Annotated in this window: 22 protein-coding genes and 2 tRNA genes; 20 read left to right on the top strand and 4 right to left on the bottom strand. The window is 67.6% G+C overall.

What is annotated here, in order from left to right:
* The first annotated feature begins 164 nt into the window (after positions 1-164).
* The 3 genes from D0Z60_RS05025 to D0Z60_RS05015 are packed head-to-tail and all read left to right on the top strand — an operon-like array spanning position 165 to position 2967.
* Positions 165-887 (top strand): ParA family protein, encoded by a 723-nt coding sequence (locus D0Z60_RS05025; RefSeq protein WP_118857236.1) that lies wholly within the window; start codon positions 165-167, stop codon positions 885-887.
* Positions 888-902: 15 nt separating this feature from the next.
* A complete protein-coding gene (locus tag D0Z60_RS05020; RefSeq protein ID WP_118857235.1) occupies positions 903-1586 on the top strand; it encodes a hypothetical protein in 684 nt (227 codons plus the stop codon).
* 16 nt (positions 1587-1602) lie between these two features.
* A complete protein-coding gene (locus D0Z60_RS05015; protein WP_118857234.1) occupies positions 1603-2967 on the top strand; it encodes an SPOR domain-containing protein in 1365 nt (454 codons plus the stop codon).
* Here the strand turns inward: D0Z60_RS05015 and D0Z60_RS05010 are convergent.
* From D0Z60_RS05010 to D0Z60_RS05000, 3 genes are read right to left on the bottom strand one after another with little or no spacing between them, the layout of a single operon-like run.
* Complete coding sequence (locus tag D0Z60_RS05010) at positions 2964-3860, bottom strand: aspartate carbamoyltransferase catalytic subunit (protein ID WP_118857233.1); 897 nt, start codon at positions 3858-3860, stop codon at positions 2964-2966. The two genes, D0Z60_RS05015 and D0Z60_RS05010, sit on opposite strands and share 4 nt — an antisense overlap.
* A gap of 10 nt (positions 3861-3870) precedes the next feature.
* On the bottom strand, positions 3871-4344 hold the full coding sequence (gene ruvX / locus D0Z60_RS05005; RefSeq protein WP_118858441.1) for a Holliday junction resolvase RuvX: 474 nt from the start codon (positions 4342-4344) through the stop codon (positions 3871-3873).
* On the bottom strand, positions 4341-5453 hold the full coding sequence (locus tag D0Z60_RS05000) for a DUF3089 domain-containing protein (protein WP_118857232.1): 1113 nt from the start codon (positions 5451-5453) through the stop codon (positions 4341-4343). Before D0Z60_RS05000 ends, ruvX begins: the two co-directional genes overlap by 4 nt.
* A 140-nt stretch (positions 5454-5593) precedes the next feature.
* On the opposite strand from D0Z60_RS05000, the gene D0Z60_RS04995 reads away from it, so the two are divergent.
* The 7 genes from D0Z60_RS04995 (at position 5594) to D0Z60_RS04965 (ending at position 13408) form a co-directional block, all read left to right on the top strand.
* Entirely contained in the window at positions 5594-7294 is a 1701-nt protein-coding gene (locus tag D0Z60_RS04995; RefSeq protein WP_162888083.1) for a DUF4153 domain-containing protein, read from the top strand.
* A gap of 43 nt (positions 7295-7337) precedes the next feature.
* Positions 7338-7625 carry an Asp-tRNA(Asn)/Glu-tRNA(Gln) amidotransferase subunit GatC gene (gene gatC, locus D0Z60_RS04990; RefSeq protein WP_118857230.1) on the top strand — a complete coding sequence of 96 codons (288 nt, stop codon included), beginning with the start codon at positions 7338-7340 and terminating at the stop codon, positions 7623-7625.
* Positions 7625-9103, top strand: coding sequence for an Asp-tRNA(Asn)/Glu-tRNA(Gln) amidotransferase subunit GatA (gatA, locus tag D0Z60_RS04985; RefSeq protein WP_118857229.1), 1479 nt, complete (start codon positions 7625-7627; stop codon positions 9101-9103). Before gatC ends, gatA begins: the two co-directional genes overlap by 1 nt.
* Before the next feature lie 99 nt (positions 9104-9202).
* Positions 9203-10669 (top strand): Asp-tRNA(Asn)/Glu-tRNA(Gln) amidotransferase subunit GatB, encoded by a 1467-nt coding sequence (gatB, locus tag D0Z60_RS04980; RefSeq protein WP_118857228.1) that lies wholly within the window; start codon positions 9203-9205, stop codon positions 10667-10669.
* 77 nt (positions 10670-10746) lie between these two features.
* Positions 10747-11538, top strand: coding sequence for a hypothetical protein (locus tag D0Z60_RS04975; RefSeq protein ID WP_118857227.1), 792 nt, complete (start codon positions 10747-10749; stop codon positions 11536-11538).
* Complete coding sequence (locus D0Z60_RS04970) at positions 11535-12773, top strand: M48 family metallopeptidase (RefSeq protein ID WP_118857226.1); 1239 nt, start codon at positions 11535-11537, stop codon at positions 12771-12773. Before D0Z60_RS04975 ends, D0Z60_RS04970 begins: the two co-directional genes overlap by 4 nt.
* 8 nt (positions 12774-12781) lie before the next feature.
* A complete protein-coding gene (locus D0Z60_RS04965) occupies positions 12782-13408 on the top strand; it encodes a hypothetical protein (protein WP_118857225.1) in 627 nt (208 codons plus the stop codon).
* On the opposite strand, the gene D0Z60_RS11640 is transcribed toward D0Z60_RS04965, so the two are convergent.
* A complete protein-coding gene (locus tag D0Z60_RS11640; protein ID WP_162888082.1) occupies positions 13405-13584 on the bottom strand; it encodes a hypothetical protein in 180 nt (59 codons plus the stop codon). The genes D0Z60_RS04965 and D0Z60_RS11640 overlap by 4 nt on opposite strands.
* 110 nt (positions 13585-13694) lie before the next feature.
* Here D0Z60_RS11640 and D0Z60_RS04960 point away from each other — a divergent pair.
* From D0Z60_RS04960 to D0Z60_RS04915, 10 genes are all read left to right on the top strand, one after another.
* Positions 13695-13779: transfer RNA gene (locus D0Z60_RS04960), tRNA-Leu, on the top strand.
* 59 nt (positions 13780-13838) lie between these two features.
* Positions 13839-15455 carry a trigger factor gene (tig, locus tag D0Z60_RS04955; protein ID WP_240325544.1) on the top strand — a complete coding sequence of 539 codons (1617 nt, stop codon included), beginning with the start codon at positions 13839-13841 and terminating at the stop codon, positions 15453-15455.
* 111 nt (positions 15456-15566) lie between these two features.
* On the top strand, positions 15567-16496 hold the full coding sequence (locus D0Z60_RS04950) for a glycosyltransferase (protein WP_240325543.1): 930 nt from the start codon (positions 15567-15569) through the stop codon (positions 16494-16496).
* Positions 16497-16552: 56 nt separating this feature from the next.
* Positions 16553-17206 (top strand): ATP-dependent Clp protease proteolytic subunit, encoded by a 654-nt coding sequence (locus tag D0Z60_RS04945; RefSeq protein ID WP_118857222.1) that lies wholly within the window; start codon positions 16553-16555, stop codon positions 17204-17206.
* 20 nt (positions 17207-17226) lie between these two features.
* A complete protein-coding gene (locus D0Z60_RS04940) occupies positions 17227-17643 on the top strand; it encodes an NUDIX domain-containing protein (RefSeq protein WP_118857221.1) in 417 nt (138 codons plus the stop codon).
* A gap of 185 nt (positions 17644-17828) precedes the next feature.
* Positions 17829-19109: an ATP-dependent Clp protease ATP-binding subunit ClpX gene (gene clpX, locus D0Z60_RS04935; RefSeq protein WP_118857220.1), complete on the top strand. Its 1281-nt coding sequence runs from the start codon at positions 17829-17831 to the stop codon at positions 19107-19109.
* On the top strand, positions 19110-19580 hold the full coding sequence (locus tag D0Z60_RS04930; protein ID WP_118857219.1) for a CPBP family glutamic-type intramembrane protease: 471 nt from the start codon (positions 19110-19112) through the stop codon (positions 19578-19580). It begins immediately after the preceding gene.
* Positions 19581-19602: 22 nt separating this feature from the next.
* A complete protein-coding gene (gene lon, locus D0Z60_RS04925; protein ID WP_118857218.1) occupies positions 19603-22002 on the top strand; it encodes an endopeptidase La in 2400 nt (799 codons plus the stop codon).
* Positions 22003-22089: 87 nt separating this feature from the next.
* Complete coding sequence (locus D0Z60_RS04920) at positions 22090-22368, top strand: HU family DNA-binding protein (protein ID WP_118857217.1); 279 nt, start codon at positions 22090-22092, stop codon at positions 22366-22368.
* Positions 22369-22421: 53 nt separating this feature from the next.
* Positions 22422-22496, top strand: a tRNA-Val gene (locus D0Z60_RS04915).

Here is a 22496-nt window from a genome sequence, read left to right as displayed (position 1 = left end):
AAGCGACCCGCCACCGCATTCTAGGAAACCACTGCACTGTCCATTACCCAACGCTATCGACCCCCCGCCGCGGCAACAAGGTCGGGCCCTCATTAACCAATATTTAGGCTCTTTGGGGTCAGGTGGCAGCCTGATCAGCCGTTCTATTGGGCGAGGGGAAGAGAATGCGCGTTCTGGCTATGGCATCGCAGAAAGGCGGATCGGGCAAGACCACCCTGTCCGGGCATCTCGCGGTGCAAGCGCAGCTGGCAGGGGCCGGGCCCGTCTGCCTGATCGACATCGACCCCCAGGGTTCGCTCGCCGACTGGTGGAACGAACGCGAGGCCGATATGCCGGCCTTCGCGCAGACCACCGTCGCTCGGCTCGCGTCCGACCTCGAGGTGCTCCGCCAGCAGGGCTTCCGCCTCGCGGTAATCGACACCCCGCCCGCCATCACCATGGCGATCCAGAGCGTCATCGCGGTGGCCGAGTTGATCGTTATCCCGACACGCCCGAGCCCGCACGATCTGCGCGCGGTTGGCGCCACGGTCGACCTGTGCGACCGCGCCGGCAAGCCGCTGATTTTCGTCGTCAATGCCGCTACGCCCAAGGCCAAGATCACCTACGAGGCTGCAGTCGCGCTGTCGCAGCACGGCACCGTTGCTCCGGTCACCATCCACCACCGCACCGATTTCGCCGCCTCGATGATCGACGGCCGGACGGTGATGGAAGTCGACCCCGGCGGCCGCTCGGCGCGCGAGGTGGTTGAATTGTGGGACTATGTGTCCGACCGTCTCGAGAAGAATTTCCGCCGCACCGTCTTTGCCGCGCCGAACCAGGCGCCCGGCATCGCGGCGGCCAGCCCGCGTCCGGTCGGTGGCTTCGGCCGCCGGGTCGTGGGCCAGTAAGGGAGCGTGGTAGCGATGGGCGAGCCCAAGGCATTCGCATCTCTTTCCTCGGGTCTGCTCGCCCGCAAGGGCGCGGCCCGTCCGGCCATGCGCCCGCAGGGCTTCGGCCAGGTCGGCGTGCAGGGCCTCGAGGACCTTGGCTGGAACGACATGGGCTTTGAGCCGCCCAAGCCGGCCAATGGCGTGGCCGACGCCGAGCATGACGCGTTCGGCGCTGAGATCCAGCCGCTGCCGCTACGCAATCCGCTCGCCGGGCTGACGCCGGTCGGCTCGCCGGTCCATGACCAGCAGGCCGAGATTGCCGACCGCTTGGCCGATTGCAGCGACGAAGGCGAGGAAGTCGACGACACCGCCGAACTGTTCGAAGCCGGCGAAGAGCCCCTTGCCGCAGCCCTTTCCGCTGTCACCGCGGATGACGAGACGCCAGCAGAGCAGGTCGAGCCGGTCGCCGTCGTTCGTCCAGTCGCAACTCAAACGCCCCGCCGTGCCTCGGTCACCCGGGCCGCGCCTGGAAGCAAGGGCAAGGCCGCGTTCACGTTGCGCCTCGAGCGCGAGCGCCATCTCAAGCTCCGGCTTGCCTGCGCCGTCACCGGCCGTTCCGCGCAACAGCTCGTAACCGACGCGCTCGACGCATTGCTCGGCTCCATGCCGGAGCTCGAAACGATGGCCGACAAGGCGCCGAGCGCCAAACGCGCATAGTAAAGGATCTCGCATCATGGCCAAGCCGACCCGTCTCGCTACCGCGCTCACCGCTTTCGGTGCCGCGGGCCTGCTTTCGGCCTGCGCGACCGGCCCACTGCTCAAGGACAACAGCACCGCTTCGGCCAGGCCGTCCGGCGCCAATGTCGGCCTCGCCACGCGGGCGATCGTCGCACTTGAGAAGGGCGACTATGCCACGGCGATCGGTTTCGCCGAGCGGGCGGTCGAAGCCTCGCCGGACAGCGCGCAGTTCCGCGCCCTGCTGGGCAACGCCTACTTCGCCGGTGGCCGACTGGCTTCTGCCGAGGCGGCCTACCGCGACTCACTCACGCTTCAGGCGGACCAGGGCGCGGTCGTCCTCAAGCTGGCGCTGGTCAGCATCGGCCAAGGCAAGAACGACGCCGCCTTGGCTCTTCTGCAATCGTCGCAATCGCTTCTCGACCCGGCCGACGTCGGCCTAGCCATGGCCTTGGCCGGGCGTGCCGATGAAGCGGCGCTGCTGCTCGATACGGCCGCGCGCCAGACCAACGCGGATGCGCGGGTGCGCCAGAATCTCGCGCTGGCCTTCGCCCTTGCCGGCGACTGGACCCAGGCGCGCACGGTGGCCGAACAGGACCTCGCCCCCGACCAGGTCGAGGCGCGGCTCCAACAGTGGATGGCGTTCGCCAAGCCGGCACGTCCGTCCGACCAGCTAGCGGCGCTGACCGGGATCACTCCGGTGGCGGCCGATCCGGGCCAGCCGGTCCGTCTCGCGCTTGCCGGGAATAATCCGCGCCTGGCGGAATCCGCCGCCCCGACTGCCGTTGCGGCCGCCCCGGCATTTGTCGACGCGGCTCCGGTGCCGACCTACGACGCCCCCGTCGCGCCGCCGGTCGAAGTGACCGCCGCGGCTCCGGCCGTGCCCGCCGCCCCTGAGGTTGTTCCCGAAAGCGCGCCGCGGGAAGTCACCATCCCCGCCGTTGCAATCGCTGCCGCCATGCCGGCCGTCGCTCCTGCGCCGATCGCCGAAGCTGCGGCGCCAATCGAGGTTGCCTCCACGCCGATAGCCCGCCCCCGCGCCCTCACCGCGAAGGCGCGCCACGTTTCGCCGCGCACCGCCAAGCCGGGCGGCGCGGTGGTCCAGCTTGGCGCGTTCGCCAACCGCGCCAATGTCGAGCATGCCTGGGCGCGCTTCGCCGCGGCCAATCCGGCGCTGCGTGGCTATGCGCCGACGACCGCCCGGTTCAACGCTGGCCGGTCGATGGTTTATCGCCTGTCGGTCGGCGGATTCGGATCGAGCCGCGAGGCGCAGAGCTTCTGCGCCGGCCTCAAGCGCTCGGGCACCAGCTGCTTCGTCCGGTCGTCGAGCGGCGACCAGACCGTCCGCCTCGCCCTGCGCTAAGCGCCGCGCCGGCTTGCGGTCAGCAGGTCGAGGCAGGCCATGCGCACCGCCACTCCCATCTCGACTTGGGTGAGGATCAGCGAACGCTCGCCATCGGCCAGCGCCCCGTCGATCTCGACCCCGCGATTGATCGGCCCGGGGTGCATGACGACCGCGCCCGGCGCGGCGCGCGCAAGGCGCTCCGCGGTGAGGCCGTAAAGCTCCAGGAATTCGCCGGGCGAGTCGCCGAGTTCATCCTCGAGTCGCTCGCGCTGCACCCGAAGCATCATCACCGCATCGGCGCCTTCGATCGCCTCGTCGACCACCAGTGCGCTTGCCCCATCCGGCATCAGTTGCGGCGGACCGGCCAGCCGCACCTCCGCCCCGAGCCGTCTCAGGAGCTTCGCGTTCGAGCGTGCCACGCGACTGTGCTTGATGTCGCCGCAGATGGCGACCGTGAGCCCCGCGACGCGGCCGAAATGGCGCTGCAGCGTCGCGGCGTCGAGCAGCGCCTGAGTGGGATGCTCGCCAGTCCCGTCGCCGGCGTTAATCACAGGGCAGCCGGCCACGGCCGCGACTTCGGCCGGTGCACCAGTGCTGCCGTGCCGGATGACCATCACATCCGGCTGCATGGCGCCGAGCGTGCGCGCGGTGTCCTCGAGCGTTTCGCCCTTCTTCACCGAGCTCGCTTCGACCGGCAACGTGACGACCTGCGCGCCAAGGCGCTGGGCGGCGATGGCGAAGCTGACCAGTGTTCGAGTCGAATTTTCGAAAAAGGCATTAACTACGGTCAGCCCGTCGAGCCGGCGGTCGTTGCGGCTCGGCTGGCGATTGCAATCGAACCAAAGCTGCGCCTCGGCCAAGATCGTTGCGATCTGATCGTCGCTCAGGCTGTCGATCGAAAGCAGGTGCATCAAGTGCGGTCTATTCGGGCGCCGGGAGGTTGACCAGCGCGTCGATCGCGCCCTGCAGGATGTGCGCCGCGGCGTGGGCGTCGATCCGCTCGGCGCGCTTGGCGCGACTCATGTCCTGGTCGAGCATCGCGCGTTCGGCGGCAATCGTCGACCAGCGCTCGTCCCACAACAGGGTCGGCAGGTCGAGCGGCGCCAGGTTGCGCGCGAAGGCTCGCACCGATTGCGTGCGCGGACTGTCGCTGCCGTTCATATTGAGCGGCAAGCCGACCACCAGTCCGACCACCCCCGGCTGAGCGATCAATCCGCGCAATCGCTCGAGGTCAGCCCTGAATTTTCCGCGTTTCAAAGTTTCGAGCGGAGTCGCGAAGCTCCATTCGGCATCGCAGGTGGCAAGTCCGATGGTCCGCGTGCCGACGTCGAGCCCGATCAGCCGTCCACCGCCGCCGACCGCAGCGTGAAAGCTGGCGGCGTCGCCGTGGATCATCGCCCCCGCCACGCCGCCAGCCGCCGCTCGGCATCGGCGCGAATGTTGGCCCAGAACAATGCGTAATCGTAGACGTGATAGTTGTTGCCCGGCAGCACGAACGGGCCGAGGTTCGGGATCGCGCCGGTGAGTTTGAGCAAACCCTCCTCGCACGTCGCTCCGACGGCTCCCCGCTGAAGGGTCGCCGCCGCCATCGCGCGGTCGGGGATGAGGGTGCCAAGATTGGCCGCGGGATTGGCGTTTCCGCCGAGTGTCCCGGTGAGCGGATTTACGCAGACCATTTCGCCGCGGGTACGCTTCGTGCCACCGAGCCCGTCGGTTCCGACCCAAGCGTCCATGACCAACTTCGCGTTGGCCGGCTCTCCGAAGCTCTGCCAGCTGAGCAGGCAGCCTGATTGGTCGCCGGCCGAGCATGCTGGCAAACCCATCGCCGGGAGGTCAGCCTTGGCACCGACGGGCCAGCCGACGACGTAAGCCGCCACCAGCCGGTTGCCGAGCCGAGCGCGGCGCTCGGCCAGGAGTCGCGTCAGATGGAGCGCACCCTGGCTATGGCCGGCGAGAATGACCGGGGTTGCGGCAGGAAGTTCGCGCAGGAACTGGTCGAACGCGGCGCGCACGTCATGGTACGCGAGATCGAGCGCACTCTGCGCATCGGCGCTGTCGAGCAGAAACGCGCCATAGGCCGCTTGCCTGTAACGCGGCGCCCAGACCTGCGACATGCTGCCGAACGCGCTCGCCTGGCTTTTCAAAAACAGGCGCAAATTGGTTTCGGCCTGGCCGCCCGGGCGAAGCGGGGCGTTCCAACGGTCCGTGGCGAGATAGGTTGTCGGGTGGACGTAGAAGGTCGCTGCGGTGCTCGCGTCGGTGGCTGGCGCAGCCACGCCGTCGGGGTTCCAGCGCGCGTCAGCCAGTTCGGCGCCGGGCCGGCTGAGCCACGCCCTGAGGTCGGCATAGGTCGGTTCGCTCCCAGCCGCGGGCCGCTCGAAGGCCACCTTCGGCGTGGCCGAGCGGATCAGCATCGATCCGCCATATTGATAGACCAGCACCGCGCCCGCCACGGCCAGCAGGATCAGTACGAACACGCAGCCGAGGAAGCGCCGGGCAAGCATGGCGCGCGCCTAGCCGGGGCATCTGCGCCCGGCAAGCGCGCCACGCTCCGGCGGCTTTTCAGCAAAGCCTCACGGCTTGCTCATGACACTCATTGCGCGCCCGGCCCACCACGGTGCATCAACGGATCAAGGAGAGCATGATGACCGATGTCGCTGAAGAGGGCTGGCCGCTGCGGCCGTGGCTGATGGCCGGGCTGGCGGCGCTCGCCGGGCTGCTGTTCTGGATGCTGGTCGACCAGCGCGGCGGCGACCCGTCGCCGCTGCGCCAGGCCGGTGCGACGCTGGTAATGGTCGCGACGCTCGCCTTCCTGCTCACCGCCGAGCGCCGGCGCCTCCACTGGGCCGCGGCGTTCGCGCTCGGCTGGGGCGCGGTGATTGCGCTCGTCGGCTATTATACCGCTTCCTACAATCACCAGGGCGAGATCGCCGAATTTCCGTTCCTGTCGGGGTTGCTAGCGGTGCTGATCGCAGCGCCTTTGTTCCAAGTCGTGCGCGACGAGGGGCGCCTCGCCGTGCCGTACGCGCAGCTTCACCGCTATGTGTGGAGCGATGCGATCATCGGGGCCGCCAGCCTGGCGTTCACCGGCCTCACCTTCCTGCTCGCGTTCCTGATCGCGCAATTGTTCGACGCGATCGGGATTTCGTTCCTGCGGGAACTGTTCAACAAGGGCTGGTTCGCCTGGATGGTGGCCGGAGCTGCGTTCGGAGCGGCAAGTGCCACCCTGCGCGAGCGTGCGCCGTTGCTGGCGACTCTGCAGCGTCTCGTTAGCCTAGTCGCCGCGATCCTCGCTCCAGTACTGGCGGCCGCGCTTGCGCTGTTCCTGCTCGCGCTTCCCGCGACAGGTTTCGCGGGGCTGTGGAAATCGGGCGTTCCGGAAACTCCGATGCTGCTCGCCGCGGCGGCTTTCGCCTTCCTGCTTCTCAACGCGCTGATCGGCGCGGACAGCGAGGACCGGGCGAGAGGGCGGCTGTGGCGATTGACTGAATTCGGACTGCTCGCCGCGGTGCTTCCGCTCGGCATTCTCGCCCTCGTCTCGATGTTGATGCGGGTCGACCAATATGGCTGGACACCGGAACGCCTTTGGGGAGTGATCGCCTGCGCCGTCGCGATCGCATTCGGCATCGCGAACTGGATCGCCTTGGTGCGCGGGCGCGGCGCGTTTGACGACTATTTGCGCGGCTACCAGAAGCTCCTCGCGATCGGCGTCGCCGGTCTGGCGTTGCTGCTGGCGTTGCCGCTGTTCGACTTTGGTGCGATCAGCAGCCGCTCGCAGCTGGCCCGGCTCGAAAGCGGGCGCGTGGAGCCGGCCAAGTTCGACTGGAGCGCGATGGCCTTCCAGTTCGGGCCGAGCGGTCGGCGGGCGCTGCAGCGAATCGCCGCGAGCGGAGCGCCGCTCAACCGGTTGCTTGCAGCCCGCGCGCTGGCGAGTCCGACGCGCTATGCCGCCCAGGCCGACGTTCGCACCGCCGAGGCCGAGGCAACGATCGACCAACGCGTGCGGATCGTGTCGCCGGGGTTGAAGCTCGACGACCGGTTGCGGGCGCATCTTGCCCGGACCGGCCTGTGTGGTGCGACTGGGCGGTGCGTGCTCACCGCGATCGACGAGCGCCGGGTGGGGATCGTCAGCGGCCGCTCTACCGGGCGCGGTCCGGCTAGCGCGACGATCGTCGACCGCACCACGCTACCGCCGGCTGGCCCGCGGGTCGAGGTGGCTTCGGCAATCGACTCCGGCGGGATCGCCGACGTTGCCGATCTCGACACTGCCCGTGTCGAGGTGAGGGAGGTCGCTCGCAAGCAGATCTTCGTCGATGGCCAGCCGGTCGGCCAGCCATTCGAATGAGGTCGCTTGATGGGGGCGGGCGGCCCTGCTAGCCGCCCGCTCCATGTCCGTCACCGACCAGGAAGTGCGCCACGTTGCCAAGCTCGCCCGGCTCGCGCTGGGCGAGGAGGAGATCGCCCGGATGGTGCCCGAGCTCAACAATATCCTCGGCTGGGTCGAGCAGCTCAGCGAGGTCGACACCGACGGCGTCGAGCCGCTGACCGCCGTGATCGCCAACGATCTTCGGTTGCGGGACGACGTGGTCGACGACGGCGACTGTCGCGACGAAGTGCTGGCCAATGCGCCCGACGCCCAGCACGGCTTCTTCGCAGTGCCCAAGGTGATCGAATAGTGAGCGAGCTGACGGCCAAGACCATCGCCGAGCTTCGCGACGGGTTTCGTGGCGGGGAGTTCAGTGCCCGCGAGATCGCCGAGGCGTTCAATGCGGCGGTCGAGTCGGGCAAGGCGCTCAATGCGTGGACCGTCGCGACGCCCGAGCTGGCGCTCGAGGCGGCGGCTGTTGCGGACAGTGCAGTGGTTTCCAAGACGCTGTTGCCGCTGAGCGGAATACCGTTGGGAATCAAGGACTTGTTCTGCACGGCGGGCGTCGAGAGCACGACCGGTTCGCGCATCCTCGCGGGCTTCAAGCCGACCTACGAGAGCACCGTCTCGGGCAAGCTCAAGGCGGCCGGCGCGGGGATGCTGGGCAAGCTCAACATGGACGAGTTCGCGATGGGCTCGTCGAACGAGACCAGCGCCTACGGCCCGGTCATCAGCCCGTGGAAACGAAGCGACGGCGGCAATGCGGCGCTGACCCCCGGCGGAAGCTCGGGCGGATCGGCGGCGGCGGTCGCGGCGGGCATGGCGCCGGGCGTGACCGGTACCGACACCGGCGGCTCGATCCGCCAGCCCGCGGCGTTCACCGGCATCTGCGGGATCAAGCCGACCTACGGCCGCTGCAGCCGCTGGGGCATCGTCGCGTTCGCAAGCTCGCTCGACCAGGCCGGGCCGATGGCGCGCACGGTGCGCGACTGCGCCATCTTGCTCGAGAACATGGCCGGCTTCGACCCCAAGGACGCGACCAGCCTGGACCTCCCGGTGCCGCAGTGGGAGGCGAGCTTATCGAGCGATCTCAAGGGCAAGCGCGTCGGCATTCCCAAGGAATATCGGATCGACGGGGTGCCCGGCGAAATCAACGCGCTGTGGGACCAGGGCATCGCCTGGCTCAAGGATGCGGGCGCGACGATCGTCGAGATCAGCCTGCCGCACACCAAATATGCGCTGCCGACCTATTACATCATCGCCCCCGCGGAAGCGTCGTCCAACCTCGCGCGCTATGACGGGGTGCGTTACGGGCTTCGCGAAATGGGGGTGAAGAGCCTCGACGACATGTACGCCGCGACCCGCTCGGCGGGCTTCGGGACCGAGGTCAAGCGGCGAATCATGATCGGCACCTATGTGCTTTCGGCCGGTTTCTACGATGCCTATTTCACCAAGGCGCAGAAGGTGCGGGCGCTGGTCAAGCGCGATTTCGCCCGAGCGTTCGAACAGTGCGACCTGATCCTCACCCCGACCGCGCCGTCGGCGGCATTCGGGCTCGGCGAGAAGATGAGCGATCCGCTGGCAATGTATCTCAACGACGTGTTCGCGGTCCCGGCCAGCCTGGCGGGGCTGCCGGCGATGAGCGTTCCGGGCGGGGTGGACGGGCAGGGGCTTCCGCTCGGCCTCCACATCATCGGCCGCGAACTGGACGAGCAGAGCGTGCTCGATGCCGGGTTGGCCATCGAGGAGCGCGCCGGGTTCACCGCGCGGGCGGAGAAATGGTGGTGATGGGCCTCCTCCTATCTCCGTTTGTGTCGAGCGAAGTCGAGACACGTCTAGCGCGGCGAGAAGGTCCCTCGACTGCGCTCGGGACGAACGGGAAAGATAATGCCTGAGTACAGAATCCACGGCGAGACCGGCGAGTGGGAGGTGGTGATCGGGCTCGAGGTCCATGCCCAGGTCGTCTCCAACGCCAAGCTGTTCTCGGGCGCGTCGACGACGTTCGGGGCGGAGCCCAATACGCAGGTGTCGCTCGTCGATGCGGCGATGCCGGGAATGCTTCCGGTGCCCAACCGCGAATGCATCCGCCAGGCGGTGCGCACCGGGATGGCGATCGAGGCCCAGATCAACAGATGGTCGCGGTTCGACCGCAAGAATTATTTCTACGCCGATCTGCCGCAGGGCTACCAGATCTCGCAGCTCTATCACCCGCTGGTCGGCGAGGGCGCGGTGACCGTGCTCACCGACGAGAAGGACGAGACCAGCGCGCGGACGATCGGAGTCGAGCGGATCCACGTCGAGCAGGACGCCGGCAAGCTGATGCACGACCAGCACCCGACCATGTCCTATGTCGATCTCAACCGCTCGGGCGTGGCGCTGATGGAGATCGTGTCCAAGCCCGACATGCGCTCGCCGGCCGAGGCCGGGGCGTACCTACGCAAGCTGCGCGCGATCCTGCGCTACGTCGGCTCGTGCGACGGCAATATGGAAGAGGGCTCGATGCGCGCCGACGTCAATGTCAGCGTGCGGCGTCCGGGCGAGCCGTTCGGTACCCGCACGGAGACCAAGAACGTCAATTCGGTGCGCTTCGTCCAGGCGGTGATCGAGCATGAGGCGCGGCGCCAGGTGGCGGTGATCGAGGAGGGCGGCGAGGTCGTCCAGGAGACCCGGCTGTACGACCCGGACAAGGGCGTGACGCGCACCCTGCGCTCGAAGGAAGACGCGCACGACTATCGCTATTTCCCCGACCCCGATCTGTTGCCGTTGGAGCTCGACGAGGCGTTCCTCGAGGAATGCCGGGCGTCGCTGCCGGAGTTGCCCGACGCCAAGCGCGCGCGCTACGAGGCGGCGGGGGTCTCGGCCTACAACGCCAGCGTTTTGACCGCCGAGGTCGAGAGCGCGCGCTGGTTCGACGCGCTGCTCGAGGCCGGGGTCGATGCCAAGCAGGCCGCCAATTGGGTGGTGGCGGAGCTGTTCGGCGCGCTTAACCGCCGCGGCGAAACTTTTGCCACCACCGGGATATCGCCGGCCGAGGCGGCGGAACTGCTCAAGCTGGTCGCCGACGGCACGATCAGCGGGACGATCGCAAAGCAGGTGTTCGAGATCATGCTCGAGACCGGCGAGGCGCCGTCCAGGATCGTCGAGGAGCGCGGGCTCAAGCAGACCAGCGACACGGGCGCGATCGACAGCGAGATCGACCGGATCCTTGGCGTCAACGCCGACAAGGTCGCCGAATATCGCGGCGGCAAGGCGCAGCTGTTCGGCTTTTTCGTCGGCCAGGTGATGAAGGCGATGCAGGGCAAGGCCAACCCGGCGCTGGTCAACGAACGGCTGCGCGCGAAACTCGACGGCTGATCGACAAGGCGCTTGCAAGCGTTTCTAATTTAAGCATTATCTCCCGCGAAGCCGGAAGCGTCCGGCCGGAGAGCCGTATGCGTCAACTTCTCCTTCTCGCCAGCGTCGCGAGCGCCGGGCTGGCTTTGTCGGGTTGCGTCCAGACCAAGCAATATGCCGACGTCGCCTTCGCGCCGCCGCAGGGCGACTATAAATTGCTGGTGATGCGGCCCGACGTGACGGTCGGATCGGTCACCACCGGCGGGATCGTCGAGCCGCGCGCCGACTGGACCGAGGCGGCGCGGGGCAACCTCATCACCGCTTTGAAGGCGCAGCAGGCGAGCCGCGGCGGCAATGTGTTCGTGCTCGAAAAGCGCGACGGGCTGGCGGCGCGCGGAGTCGACGCCGACACCGTCGCCGAGCTCGAGCGGCTGCATTATGCGGTCGGCAGCTCGATCGCCCTGCACCGCTATTCGGGCGCGAATCTGCCGACCAAGCGCGGCAAGGGGCTCGACTGGACGCTGGGCGAGGACGCCGTCGCGCTCGGGCGCAAGACCGGCTTCGATTATGCCTTGTTCCTCCATGCCGAGGACAGTTTCGCCTCGACCGGGCGGGTGGCGTTGCAGGTGCTCGGGATCGCCGGCTGCGCGGTCGGCTTCTGCGCTCCCAACATCGGCGGCGGTGGGCAATTCGCCTACGCCAGCCTGGTCGACCTTCGGACCGGCGAAGTGGTGTGGTTCAACGTGCTCCAGACCGGAACCCAGATCGCGGGCATCAACATGGGCGATATCAGGAAGCCCGAAGGCGCGGCGCAGATGGTCGAGCGGCTGCTCAACCGGATGAAACCGGGGCGCGACGTGCGCCGCGCGCTGAAGGCGCAAGGGCAATGAGCGGCGGGCCATCGAGTGGTGCGGTATCGCGCCGCGCCATCCTCGCCGGCGGCGGCGCGCTGGCGGCGGGAGCGGTGACCGGAGTCGCGGCGGCACGGATTCTTCCGGCCAACATGGTGCCGCTGGTCGGCCCCGGCTATCGCCCGACCGACAAGGACGAAGTCGGCATCTGGCAGCTGATGGAGCGGGTCGAGGAAGAGGTTGCCGGCTCCAACCTGCTGATCAAGGACGAAGGGCTCAATGCCTATTTGCGCGAGCTGATCGGCAAGGTCGGCGGACCGGCGACCCGCGACATGCGGATCTATCTGGCGCGAATTCCCGAATTCAACGCGGTGATGTTCCCGACCGGTTTCTCGGTGGTGTTCTCCGGCCTGCTGCTGAGGATGCGCAACGAGGCGCAGCTGGCGGGGGTGATCGCGCACGAGAGCGCGCACTTCCTGAGGAAGCACCAGATCCGCCAGTGGCGCGACACGCGCACCAAGTCGGACCTGCTGGCAATCGGATCGATGGTTGCCGGGGTTGCCGGCGGCGCGGCCGGCGTCGCGACCGGCGACCTCGCGCGGCTGGCGCAATTGGGCGCGATCCTGTCGGTGCTGCGCTACAATCGTACGCTCGAGGCCGAGGCTGACGCGATGGGCGTCCGGCTGCTGGCCGAGGCAGGCTATGCGCCGACCGCCATGTCGCAGACCTGGCAGCAGCTGATCGGCGAGATGGACGCGTCCGCCGCCTATCGGCGCAAGCGGCGCGACCGCAATTATTCGCTGTTCTCGACCCACCCGGCGCCCGAATCGCGCATGGCGGATTTGAGGATCTCGGCGGCGGAAGTGACGGTGCCGGGGCGGAGCTATCCGGACTATCGCGCGCGCTATCTCGAGGCGATCGGATCGATCCGGTCGATGCTGGTCGACGACCAGGTGAAATTGAACGATCCGGGCGCGAGCCAATATATCGTCGAGACGCTGGCGCAGGACGGGTGGAACGGGTTGCTGCGCTTCGCCGAGGCGGAGGTGTGGCGGCTGCGCAACCGGGCCGGCGACGATGCTCGCGCGGCCCTCGGTTATGCCGCGGCGGTACGCTATCCCGACGCTCCGCCCGACGCGTGGCGCTGGCACGGCATCATGCTCCAGAAGGCTGGGGCACGGGCCGAGGCGCGCGCCGCCTACCAGCGTTATCTGACGATCGCCCCGAACGCGCCCGACGCGCCGTTCATCCGCCAGCAGCTGCAGTTCCTGTGAGGCCCGATATGAAGAAGATCGTGATTGCCGCCGCGCTGGCGGTGAGCCTGCCGGGCTGCTCGGGCATCGGCGGCGAGGGGTTCGGCTATGGCGGCTATTCGCTGGTCCGCGCCGAGCGGGCGCGGGCGGTCGGCGACGGGTCGATGATCGTGACGCCGCCGAGGGAGTGGAACCGGTCGAGCCCGCTGTGGCAGATCGACGACATCCGCGCCGTCGAGGACTGGACCCTGAACGGGCCCTATCTCGATTCGATGAGCTTCGTCACCGGGCTTCGCGGTGGGCGCTACATCATCCGCCAGAACAAGCGCGACGCGCAGCAGGTGCCCAAGTTCCGCTCGGACATGACCGCGCCCGAGATCGCGGCGATGCTCGAGAGCTTCTACCGGGTAAAGGCCGGGGCGATCGACTTCAAGACCACCGGCCTCGCGCCGCGCCAGTTCATGGGCTACCCGGGCTTCCAGTTCGACTTCGATCACCTCGACAGCGACGAGGTGTGGCGGCGCGGCCGGGCGGCCGGCGCGGTGATCGGCGGACGGCTGTACCTGATCCTGCTCGACGGCGCCCGGTCGCACTATTTCGGCGCGGCGGTGGGCGACTTCGAGGCGGTGGCGAACTCGGCGCGGTTCCGCGGTTAGGCGATCGGCGAGATCGGGGTCGCCGGCGCCTCGGTGCCCGGGCTGCTCGGCGCGGGGACGTCGATGTCGGGGCCGGGCGAGGGGGTTTCGGGCGGCGTGGTCGAGGGCTGGGGGGTGGCTGGAGCCGGATCGGGCTCGGGCGCTTCGGGGGTTCCGGCGGTCATTGCGGGGGTCATGTGCGTTTCTCCTTGGATGGGGAACGCCCCGCCGGGCGGGCGGTTGCGCGTGGCTTGTGCATGGCCCCAGCCTTGCTATAGGCCGCGCACCTTTGGATTTGAGCGTCCGCGCGGGCGTGGCGGAATTGGTAGACGCGCTGGTTTTAGGTACCAGTATCGCAAGATGTGGGGGTTCGAGTCCCTTCGCCCGCACCACCTTCGCCCGCTGACGGACATGACGCTCGCGGCTAGAAATTAGACAGGATCAAACTGACGTGACCACCAAGACTGTCGAGACCGAGAACGCCGGCCTCAAGCGCGCCTTCCTCCTCACCATCCCGGCCAAGGACATCGACAGCCGCATGGAGCAGGAGGTCAAGAAGCTCGCGCCGCAGGTCAAGATGGCCGGCTTCCGCCCGGGCAAGGTGCCGCCCAACCTCATTCGCAAGATGCACGGCGACCGACTCCATGCCGACGCGCTGCAGAACGCGGTCGCGACCTCGGTCCAGAAACTGCTTGCGGACAACAAGATCCGCCCGGCGATGCAGCCCGAAGTGGCGCTGGCCGACGGCTACGAGCAGGGCAAGGACGCCGAGGTCAGCGTGACTCTCGAGACGTTGCCCGACGTTCCGGCGCCGAAGATCGACGGGCTCGCGCTGGAGCGGCTGACGCTCGAGGCCGACGCGGCGGTGGTCGACGAGCAATTGAAGCAGCTGGCGCAGTCGCAGACCCGGTTCACCGCGGCCAAGAAGGGCCACACGGCGGGGCAGGGCGACCAGGTGGTGATCGACTTCGTCGGCAAGTCGGGCGGCGTCGCGTTCGACGGCGGAACCGGAAGCGACATGCCGGTGACGATCGGATCGGGCCAGCTGATCCCGGGCTTCGAAGAGCAATTGGTTGGCGTCAAGGTCGGCGACGAGAAGCAGCTCAACGTCACCTTCCCGGACGATTATCCGGCCGAGAACCTCAAGGGCAAGGCGGCGACGTTCGATGTCGTGGTGAAAGAGGTGAAGGTTGCCGACGAGACCAAGGTCGATGATGAGCTGGCCAAGGCGCTGGGCCTGAAGGACCTCGACCAGCTGACCGGGCTGATCCGCGACCAGGTCCAGCAGGAGCTCAACAACCTCACCCGCACCCACATGAAGCGCCAGCTGCTCGACCAGCTGGCGGGCGCGCACGACTTCGACGTTCCGCCGTCGATGGTCGAGGCGGAATATAACAACATCATGGCGCAGCTGCGCCACGAGGCGAGCCACGAGGCCGACCCCGAGGCGTCGCTCAAGGAAATCGAGAGCGAGGCCGCCGACTATCGCAAGATTGCCGAGCGCCGCGTGCGCCTGGGGCTGCTGCTGAGCGAGATCGGCGCCGCCAACGGGGTCGAGGTCAGCCAGGCCGAGATGAACCGGCTGATCGGCCAGGCAGCGTCGCAATATCCGCCCAAGGATCGCGACCGGTTCATCCAGTATGTCCAGGACGAGCCGATGGCTGCCGCCCAGCTGCGCGCCCCGCTCTATGAGGACAAGGTGGTCGACTTCCTGTTCACCAAGGCCGAGGTGAGCGAGCGCGCCGCGACCCGCGCCGAGGTCGAGGCCGATCTCGAGAGCGAGGAGGGCCACGTGCATGGTCCGGGCTGCGGGCACAGCCATGCGCCGGCGGCGAAGGCGGCCAAGGGCAAGAAGGCGGCTCCGGCCAAGGCCGAGAAGCAGGCTCCGGCCGCGAAGGCAGCCAAGGCTCCGGCCAAGGTGTCGAAGGCCGATGCGCCGAAGCCGGCCAAGCCGGTCAAGGATGGCGCCGGCGGGAAGCCCGCCGAAGCGAAGGCGGCCTCGGCCAAGGCTGCTCCCGCCAAGAAGGCGGCCGACAAGAAGGCCCCGGCCAAGCCCGCCAAGAAATAATCGGTTCGTCCTGAGCTTGTCGAAGGACTGTCTTGTTCTCTACCGTGGACGACGAGGGCAGGGCTTCGACAACCCCGGATCAGGTCCGGGGCCAAACGGGTGAGGGGACCGGTGGCTGAACTTCCACGCATTGCGGTCCTCTTGCCGTGCTTCAACGAGGAAGCGGCGATCGGGCGGACGGTGGCGGGCTTTTGCTCGGCGCTGCCCGGCGCGACGATCTACGTCTATGACAATAACAGCCGCGACGGCACCGTCGCCGAGGCGGAGAAGGCCGGCGCCATCGTCCGCACCGAGCGGATGCAGGGCAAGGGCCATGTCGTCCGGCGGATGTTCGCCGACGTCGACGCCGACATCTATCTGATGGCGGACGGCGACCTCACCTACGACCCCGCCGCGGCGCCCGAGATGGTGCGGCTGCTGGCCGACGAGCAGCTCGACATGGTGGTCGGCACCCGCCAGCACGAGGCGAAGGAGGCCTATCGCGGCGGCCATGTGCTCGGCAACCGCCTGTTCACGGGCCTGCTTTCGCGCCTGTTCGGGCGAAGTTTCTCCGATATTTTCTCGGGTTATCGTGCGTTCTCGAGACGGTTCGTGAAGAGTTTCCCGGTCCTGTCCGAAGGCTTCGAGATCGAGACCGAGATGAGCGTCCATGCGCTGGAACTGAGGATGCCGGTGGGCGAGGTGGCGACCGCCTATCTCGCCCGGCCCGAGGGTTCGGAGTCGAAGCTCAGCACGTTCCGCGACGGGTGGCGGATCCTCAAGACCATCGCGACGCTCTACCGGGTCGAGCGGCCGGTGCTGTTCTTCGGGACGATCGGCGCGCTGCTGATCGCGATCGCGGTCATCCTCGCGATCCCGCTGGTGCTGACCTACCTCGAGATCGGCGAGGTGCCGCGCTTCCCGACCGCGATCCTGGCGACCGGGATCGTCATCGTCGCGGTACTGTGCGTCTTCGCCGGCCTGATCCTCGACACGGTGACGCGCGGCCGCCGCGAGATGCGGCGGCTCGCCTATCTCGCCCAGCCGGGTCCGGGCTTGTAACTCGCCGCGGGTCCGCCGATGTAGGCGGGGACCAACGACAAGGACCCTGACTTCCCATGGATCACGCCGATATCGCCGCCCAGCTCGTTCCGATCGTCATCGAGCAGTCCAACCGCGGCGAGCGCAGCTTCGACATCTATTCGCGCCTGCTGCGCGACCGCATCATCTTCGTCACCGGTGCGGTCGAGGACCACATGGCCTCGCTGATCACCGCCCAGCTGCTGTTCCTGGAATCGGAGAATCCGAAGAAGGACATCTTCATGTACATCAACTCGCCGGGCGGGGTGGTGACCAGCGGTCTCGCGATCCACGACACCATGCAATATATCCGCCCCAAGGTCGGCACGGTGTGCATCGGCCAGGCGGCGTCGATGGGCAGCTTCCTGCTCGCCGCGGGCGAGCCCGGCATGCGGGTTGCGCTGACGAACAGCCGGATCATGGTCCACCAGCCGTCGGGCGGTGCCCAGGGCATGGCCAGCGACATCGAGATCCAGGCGCGCGAGATCCTGCGCATGCGTACGCGCCTCAACGCGCTGTACGCCAAGTACACCGGCCAATCGATCGAAGACATTGAGAAGGCGATGGATCGCGACAAGTTCCTCGAGGCCGACGAGGCCAAGGCCTTCGGCATCATCGACGAAGTGTTCGACAAGCGCCCCGACGCGGGCGAGGATGCCGGCACCGGCGCGGGCGACGTCACCCCGGCCTAAGCGCCGCCGAGAGGGTTTCGATCATCCGCCAGGTTGCCGCACTGCCGTATCGCGTTCGCAAGAAGGGCAAGCAGGTCGATGTCCTGCTGGTCACCTCGCGCGAGACCAAGAGGTGGGTGGTGCCCAAGGGCAATCTCGACGCCAAGATGTCGCCCCATGCCGGGGCGGCGGACGAGGCGGCCGAGGAGGCCGGGGTGCGCGGGCGGATTTCGAAGTCGCCGATCGGCCGCTACGTCTATTTGAAGCGGCTGGCGAGCGGGCGCGAGGTGAAGACCAAGGTCGTGCTGTTCCCGCTGCGAGTCGAGATCGAGCTCGACGAATATAAGGAAAAGGCCGAGCGCGAGCGTTGCTGGTTCCCGGCCGCGACCGCCGCCAGCCTGGTCGACGAGCCGGACCTCGCCAAGCTCATCGCCGGTTTTCGCCCGGTCGAGAAATAGCGGGCGTTCGCCGCCATTTAGCACGGGCCTTCCCTTGCCGCGGCGGCGACCACCGGCCATATTGGCCCGCAACGGCACACAGCGGGCGAGGGGCGTTAACCCATCCCTTAGGTTGATTGTGCGACAAGAGCGGCTAGCATGTTCGCCCAGAGGGCGGCTTGCGGCCCGGATTTGCAAGGGACGGTATGACCAAGCTTCAAGGCGGCGGCGACAGCAAGAGCACGCTCTACTGCAGCTTCTGCGGCAAGTCGCAGCACGAGGTGAGGAAGCTCATCGCCGGGCCGACGGTGTTCATCTGCGACGAATGCGTCGAGCTGTGCAACGACATCATCCGCGAGGAGACCAAGTCGGCGCTGGTCAAGACCCGCGACGGCGTGCCGACCCCGGCCGAGATCAACAAGGTGCTGGACGATTATGTCATCGGCCAGTCGCGCGCCAAGCGCGTGCTGTCGGTGGCGGTGCACAACCATTACAAAAGGCTCAACCACGGCGCCAAGACCGGCAGCGAAGTCGAGCTGGCCAAGTCGAACATCCTGCTGATCGGCCCGACCGGCTGCGGCAAGACATTGCTCGCGCAGACGCTGGCGCGGATCCTCGACGTGCCGTTCACCATGGCCGACGCGACGACGCTGACCGAGGCGGGCTATGTCGGCGAGGACGTCGAGAACATCATCCTGAAGCTCCTTCAGGCGTCGGATTACAACGTCGAGCGGGCGCAGCGCGGGATCGTCTACATCGACGAGATCGACAAGATCAGCCGCAAGTCGGACAATCCGTCGATCACTCGCGACGTCTCGGGCGAGGGCGTCCAGCAGGCGCTGTTGAAGCTGATGGAAGGCACCACCGCGAGCGTTCCGCCGCAGGGCGGGCGCAAGCATCCGCAGCAGGAGTTCCTGCAGGTCGACACGACCAATATCCTGTTCATTTGCGGCGGCGCCTTCGCGGGGCTGGAGCGGATCATTTCCGACCGCATGCAGGGCAAGTCGATCGGCTTCGGCGCCCATGTCGAGGCGCCCGACGAGCGGCGCACCGGCCAGGTGCTGAAATTCACCGAGCCGGAGGATCTGATGAAGTTCGGGCTGATCCCCGAGTTCATCGGGCGCATGCCGGTGATCGCAACGCTCGACGACCTCGACGAGCCGGCGCTGGTCGAAATCCTGGTCGAGCCGAAGAATGCGCTGGTAAAGCAATATCAGAAGCTGTTCGAGATGGAGGACGTGCACCTCCAGTTCACCGACGACGCGCTGGTGGCGATCGCCAAGAAGGCGATCGAGCGCAAGACCGGTGCGCGCGGGCTGCGCTCGATCCTCGAGGGCATTTTGCTCGACACGATGTTCGACCTGCCGTCGATGGAGGGCGTCGACGAGGTCCATGTCGACAAGGACGTGGTCGCGGCGACCAAGGAGCCGGTGCGGGTCTACGCCAAGAAGGAAAAGGTCTCCGGAACCACCGGCGACGCCGCCTAATTGGGTTTCGCACTTCCCGCATTCCTGAGCGAGCCGCGAAGGCCGCTGCGCGCCATCCTGCTCGGCTGGCCGATGGTGAGCTTGCCGGCGCTGGGGCTCGCGGCGCTGTGGGCGGCGCTGTTCCCGGCGGCCGCGAACCCGGTGTTCCCCGGCGATCCGTGGACAGTGTTCTTCGCGGTGGTGGTGTTTGCGCCGGTCGTCGAGACGCTGATCATGGCCGCGGCGCTCGAGCTGCTGCTGCGGCTGGTGCCGGTGGGCTGGGCGGTGGCGCTGAGCACGCTTGGCTGGGCGGTCGCGCATTCGCTCGCGGCGCCGGTGTGGGGGCTGGTGATCTGGTGGCCGTTCCTGATCTTCTCGCTGCTCTATGTCGCGTGGCGGAAGCGCTCGATCGCCGGCGCGATCGGCATCGTCGCGGCGGTCCATGCGCTGAACAACCTGGTGCCGGCGCTGCTGCTGTTGCGCTCCGCCTGAGCGCTGCCCATATGGTCGGCCTATGACCCGCCTCATTCCGCTGCTTCCGCTGCGCGACATCGTCGTCTTCCCGCACCGCATCGTCCCTTTGTTCGTCGGGCGCGACAAGTCGGTCGCCGCGCTCGAGGCGGCGATGGCCGCCGACAAGAGCTTGTTCCTGGTCGCGCAGCTCGACCCGAGCGAGGACGATCCCGATCGCGACGCGATGTACGATCTGGGCGTCACCGCCTCGGCGATGCAGCTGCTTAAGTTGCCCGACGGGACGGTGCGCGTGCTGGTCGAGGGCGCCAAGCGCGCGCGCCTGGTCGCGCTGCACGACCGCGGGGAGTATCTCGAGGCCGAGGTCGAGGAAGTCGAGGAGGGTAGCGCCGACGGGCCCGAGGCGCTGGCGCTGATGCGCTCAGTGGTCGAGCAGTTCGACAATTACGCCAAGCTCAACAAACGGTTGCCGGCCGAGACCGGGGTCCAGCTGGCCGAGATCGAAGAGCCGTCGATCCTGGCTGACGCGGTCGCCTCGAGCCTGTCGGTCAAGGTTAGCGACAAGCAGGCGCTGCTGGCCGAGCTCAACGTCGCGCGGCGGCTGGAGATGGTGTTCGCCTTCATGGAAGGCGAATTGGGCGTGCTCCAGGTCGAGAAGAAGATCCGCAGCCGTGTGAAGCGGCAGATGGAGAAGACCCAGCGCGAATATTATCTCAACGAGCAGCTGAAGGCGATCCAGCGCGAGCTCGGCAATGACGAGGGCGAGGGCGGCGACGAGCTGGCCGAGCTAGCGGCCAAGATCCGCAAGACCCGGCTGAGCAAGGAAGCGCGCAACCGGGCAAATGCCGAGCTTAAGAAGCTCAAGGGCATGGCGCCGATGTCGGCGGAATCGACCGTCGCGCGCAACTATCTCGACGTGCTGCTCGGCCTGCCGTGGGGCAAGAAGAGCCGGCTGAAGCGCGACATCGCCGAGGCGCAGGCGGTGCTCGACGAGGACCATTACGGGCTCGAGAAGGTCAAGGACCGGATCGTGGAATATCTCGCGGTGCAGGCGCGGACCAACCGCCTCAAAGGGCCGATCCTGTGCCTGGTCGGGCCGCCGGGCGTCGGCAAAACCTCGCTCGGCCGCTCGATCGCCCGGGCGACGGGGCGCGAGTTCGTCCGCCAGTCGCTGGGCGGGGTGCGCGACGAGGCCGAGATCCGCGGCCACCGCCGGACCTACATCGGCAGCTTGCCGGGCAAGATCATCGCCAACCTCAAGAAAGCGGGGACGAGCAACCCCTTGTTCCTGCTCGACGAGATCGACAAGCTCGGCCAGGATTTCCGCGGCGACCCCGCCTCGGCGCTCCTGGAGGTGCTCGACCCGGAGCAGAACAGCCGCTTCCAGGACCATTATCTCGAGATCGACTACGATCTTAGCGACATCATGTTCGTGACCACCGCGAACAGCCTCGACATGCCGCAGCCGCTGCTCGACCGGATGGAGATCATCCGGCTCGAGGGTTACACCGAGGACGAGAAAGTCGAGATCGCGCGGCGCCACCTCATCCCCAAGCAGCTCGAGGCGCATGGGGTGACCGCTGAGGAGTTGGATTATACCGACAGCGGACTGCGCGCGATCATCCGCCACTTCACCCGCGAGGCCGGCGTCCGGACGCTCGAGCGCGAGCTGGCCAAGGTGGCGAGGAAGGCGCTGCGCCGGATCCTCGAGGGCAAGGTCGAGAGCGTCGCGCTCACCGACGACAATGTCGGCGAATATCTCGGCGTGCGCCGCTTCCGCTTCGGGGTCGGCGAGGAAGAGGACCAGATCGGCGCGGTGACCGGCCTTGCCTGGACCGAGGTCGGCGGGGAGCTGCTGACAATCGAGGCGGTGACCGTGCCCGGCAAGGGGCAGGTCAAGACCACCGGCAAGCTCGGCGAAGTGATGCAGGAATCGGTGCAGGCCGCGATGAGCTTCATCAAGGCGCGCGCGCCAGCCTATGGCGTCAAGCCGTCGGTCTTCGCCAAGAAGGACATCCACGTCCATTTGCCCGAAGGCGCGGTGCCCAAGGACGGGCCGTCGGCGGGCATCGGCATGGTCACCGCGATGATCTCGACGCTGACCGGAATCCCGGTGCGGCGCGACGTGGCGATGACCGGCGAAGTGACGCTGCGCGGCCGGGTGCTGCCGATCGGCGGGCTCAAGGAGAAGCTGCTCGCCGCCTTGCGCGGGGGCATCACCACGGTGATCATCCCCGAGGACAATGAGAAGGATCTGGTCGAGCTTCCGGCGACGGTCACCGACGGCCTCAAGATCATCGCCGTCGCACATGTCGACGAGGTGCTGGCGCTGGCGCTGTCGGCCAAGATCGAGCCGATCGAATGGACCGAGGCCGACGAGCATGCCGCCGAACCACCGCCCGCGCACGGCGGTTCGTCGGAGACTCCCGCCATTCGCCACTAGTGTTTTGACTTCGGTGACGGTTCTTGTCTTAAGGTCCGTTCGCTTGGGCGGGCGAGTCTGCGCTGCCCGTCGGGTGGGAGTCGAGCCATGAACAAGCAGGACCTCATCGGCCAGGTTGCCGACCGCGCGGGGCTTTCGCGCGCCGACTCGGCCAAGGCGATCGAGACCATGCTGGAAGTGGTGACGTCGGCGCTGAAGCGCGGCGACGAGGTCCGGCTGGTCGGGTTCGGCAATTTCTCGGTGACCCGCCGCAAGGCCTCGGTCGGGCGCAATCCCAGGACCGGAGCGCCGATGCAGATCAAGGCCAGCTCGCAGCCCAAGTTCCGCCCCGGCCGGATCCTCAAGGAAGCGGTCCAGAGCAAATAGGCGGCTAGACAGGTTCCGCGCGGACAACTATCGGCGCGGGCTCTCGCATGGTGGGGCGCGTAGCTCAGTGGTAGAGCACTGTGTTCACACCGCAGGGGTCGCAAGTTCAATCCTTGCCGCGCCCACCA

Source organism: Sphingomonas mesophila, from assembly GCF_003499275.1.
In the GTDB taxonomy this organism is placed as follows: domain Bacteria; phylum Pseudomonadota; class Alphaproteobacteria; order Sphingomonadales; family Sphingomonadaceae; genus Sphingomicrobium; species Sphingomicrobium mesophilum.
This window is presented reverse-complemented; position numbering and strand designations above follow the sequence as displayed.

What these genes read in the sequence shown, in the direction of transcription:
- D0Z60_RS05025 (WP_118857236.1), top strand. Translation starts at nt 165, where the DNA reads ATGCGCGTTCTGGCTATGGCATCGCAGAAAGGCGGATCGGGCAAGACC.
- D0Z60_RS05020 (WP_118857235.1), top strand. Translation starts at nt 903, where the DNA reads ATGGGCGAGCCCAAGGCATTCGCATCTCTTTCCTCGGGTCTGCTCGCC.
- D0Z60_RS05015 (WP_118857234.1), top strand. Translation starts at nt 1,603, where the DNA reads ATGGCCAAGCCGACCCGTCTCGCTACCGCGCTCACCGCTTTCGGTGCC.
- D0Z60_RS05010 (WP_118857233.1), bottom strand. Translation starts at nt 3,860, where the DNA reads ATGCACCTGCTTTCGATCGACAGCCTGAGCGACGATCAGATCGCAACG.
- ruvX (WP_118858441.1), bottom strand. Translation starts at nt 4,344, where the DNA reads ATGATCCACGGCGACGCCGCCAGCTTTCACGCTGCGGTCGGCGGCGGT.
- D0Z60_RS05000 (WP_118857232.1), bottom strand. Translation starts at nt 5,453, where the DNA reads ATGCTTGCCCGGCGCTTCCTCGGCTGCGTGTTCGTACTGATCCTGCTG.
- D0Z60_RS04995 (WP_162888083.1), top strand. Translation starts at nt 5,594, where the DNA reads ATGACCGATGTCGCTGAAGAGGGCTGGCCGCTGCGGCCGTGGCTGATG.
- gatC (WP_118857230.1), top strand. Translation starts at nt 7,338, where the DNA reads ATGTCCGTCACCGACCAGGAAGTGCGCCACGTTGCCAAGCTCGCCCGG.
- gatB (WP_118857228.1), top strand. Translation starts at nt 9,203, where the DNA reads ATGCCTGAGTACAGAATCCACGGCGAGACCGGCGAGTGGGAGGTGGTG.
- D0Z60_RS04975 (WP_118857227.1), top strand. Translation starts at nt 10,747, where the DNA reads ATGCGTCAACTTCTCCTTCTCGCCAGCGTCGCGAGCGCCGGGCTGGCT.
- D0Z60_RS04970 (WP_118857226.1), top strand. Translation starts at nt 11,535, where the DNA reads ATGAGCGGCGGGCCATCGAGTGGTGCGGTATCGCGCCGCGCCATCCTC.
- D0Z60_RS04965 (WP_118857225.1), top strand. Translation starts at nt 12,782, where the DNA reads ATGAAGAAGATCGTGATTGCCGCCGCGCTGGCGGTGAGCCTGCCGGGC.
- D0Z60_RS11640 (WP_162888082.1), bottom strand. Translation starts at nt 13,584, where the DNA reads ATGACCCCCGCAATGACCGCCGGAACCCCCGAAGCGCCCGAGCCCGAT.
- D0Z60_RS04945 (WP_118857222.1), top strand. Translation starts at nt 16,553, where the DNA reads ATGGATCACGCCGATATCGCCGCCCAGCTCGTTCCGATCGTCATCGAG.
- clpX (WP_118857220.1), top strand. Translation starts at nt 17,829, where the DNA reads ATGACCAAGCTTCAAGGCGGCGGCGACAGCAAGAGCACGCTCTACTGC.
- lon (WP_118857218.1), top strand. Translation starts at nt 19,603, where the DNA reads ATGACCCGCCTCATTCCGCTGCTTCCGCTGCGCGACATCGTCGTCTTC.
- D0Z60_RS04920 (WP_118857217.1), top strand. Translation starts at nt 22,090, where the DNA reads ATGAACAAGCAGGACCTCATCGGCCAGGTTGCCGACCGCGCGGGGCTT.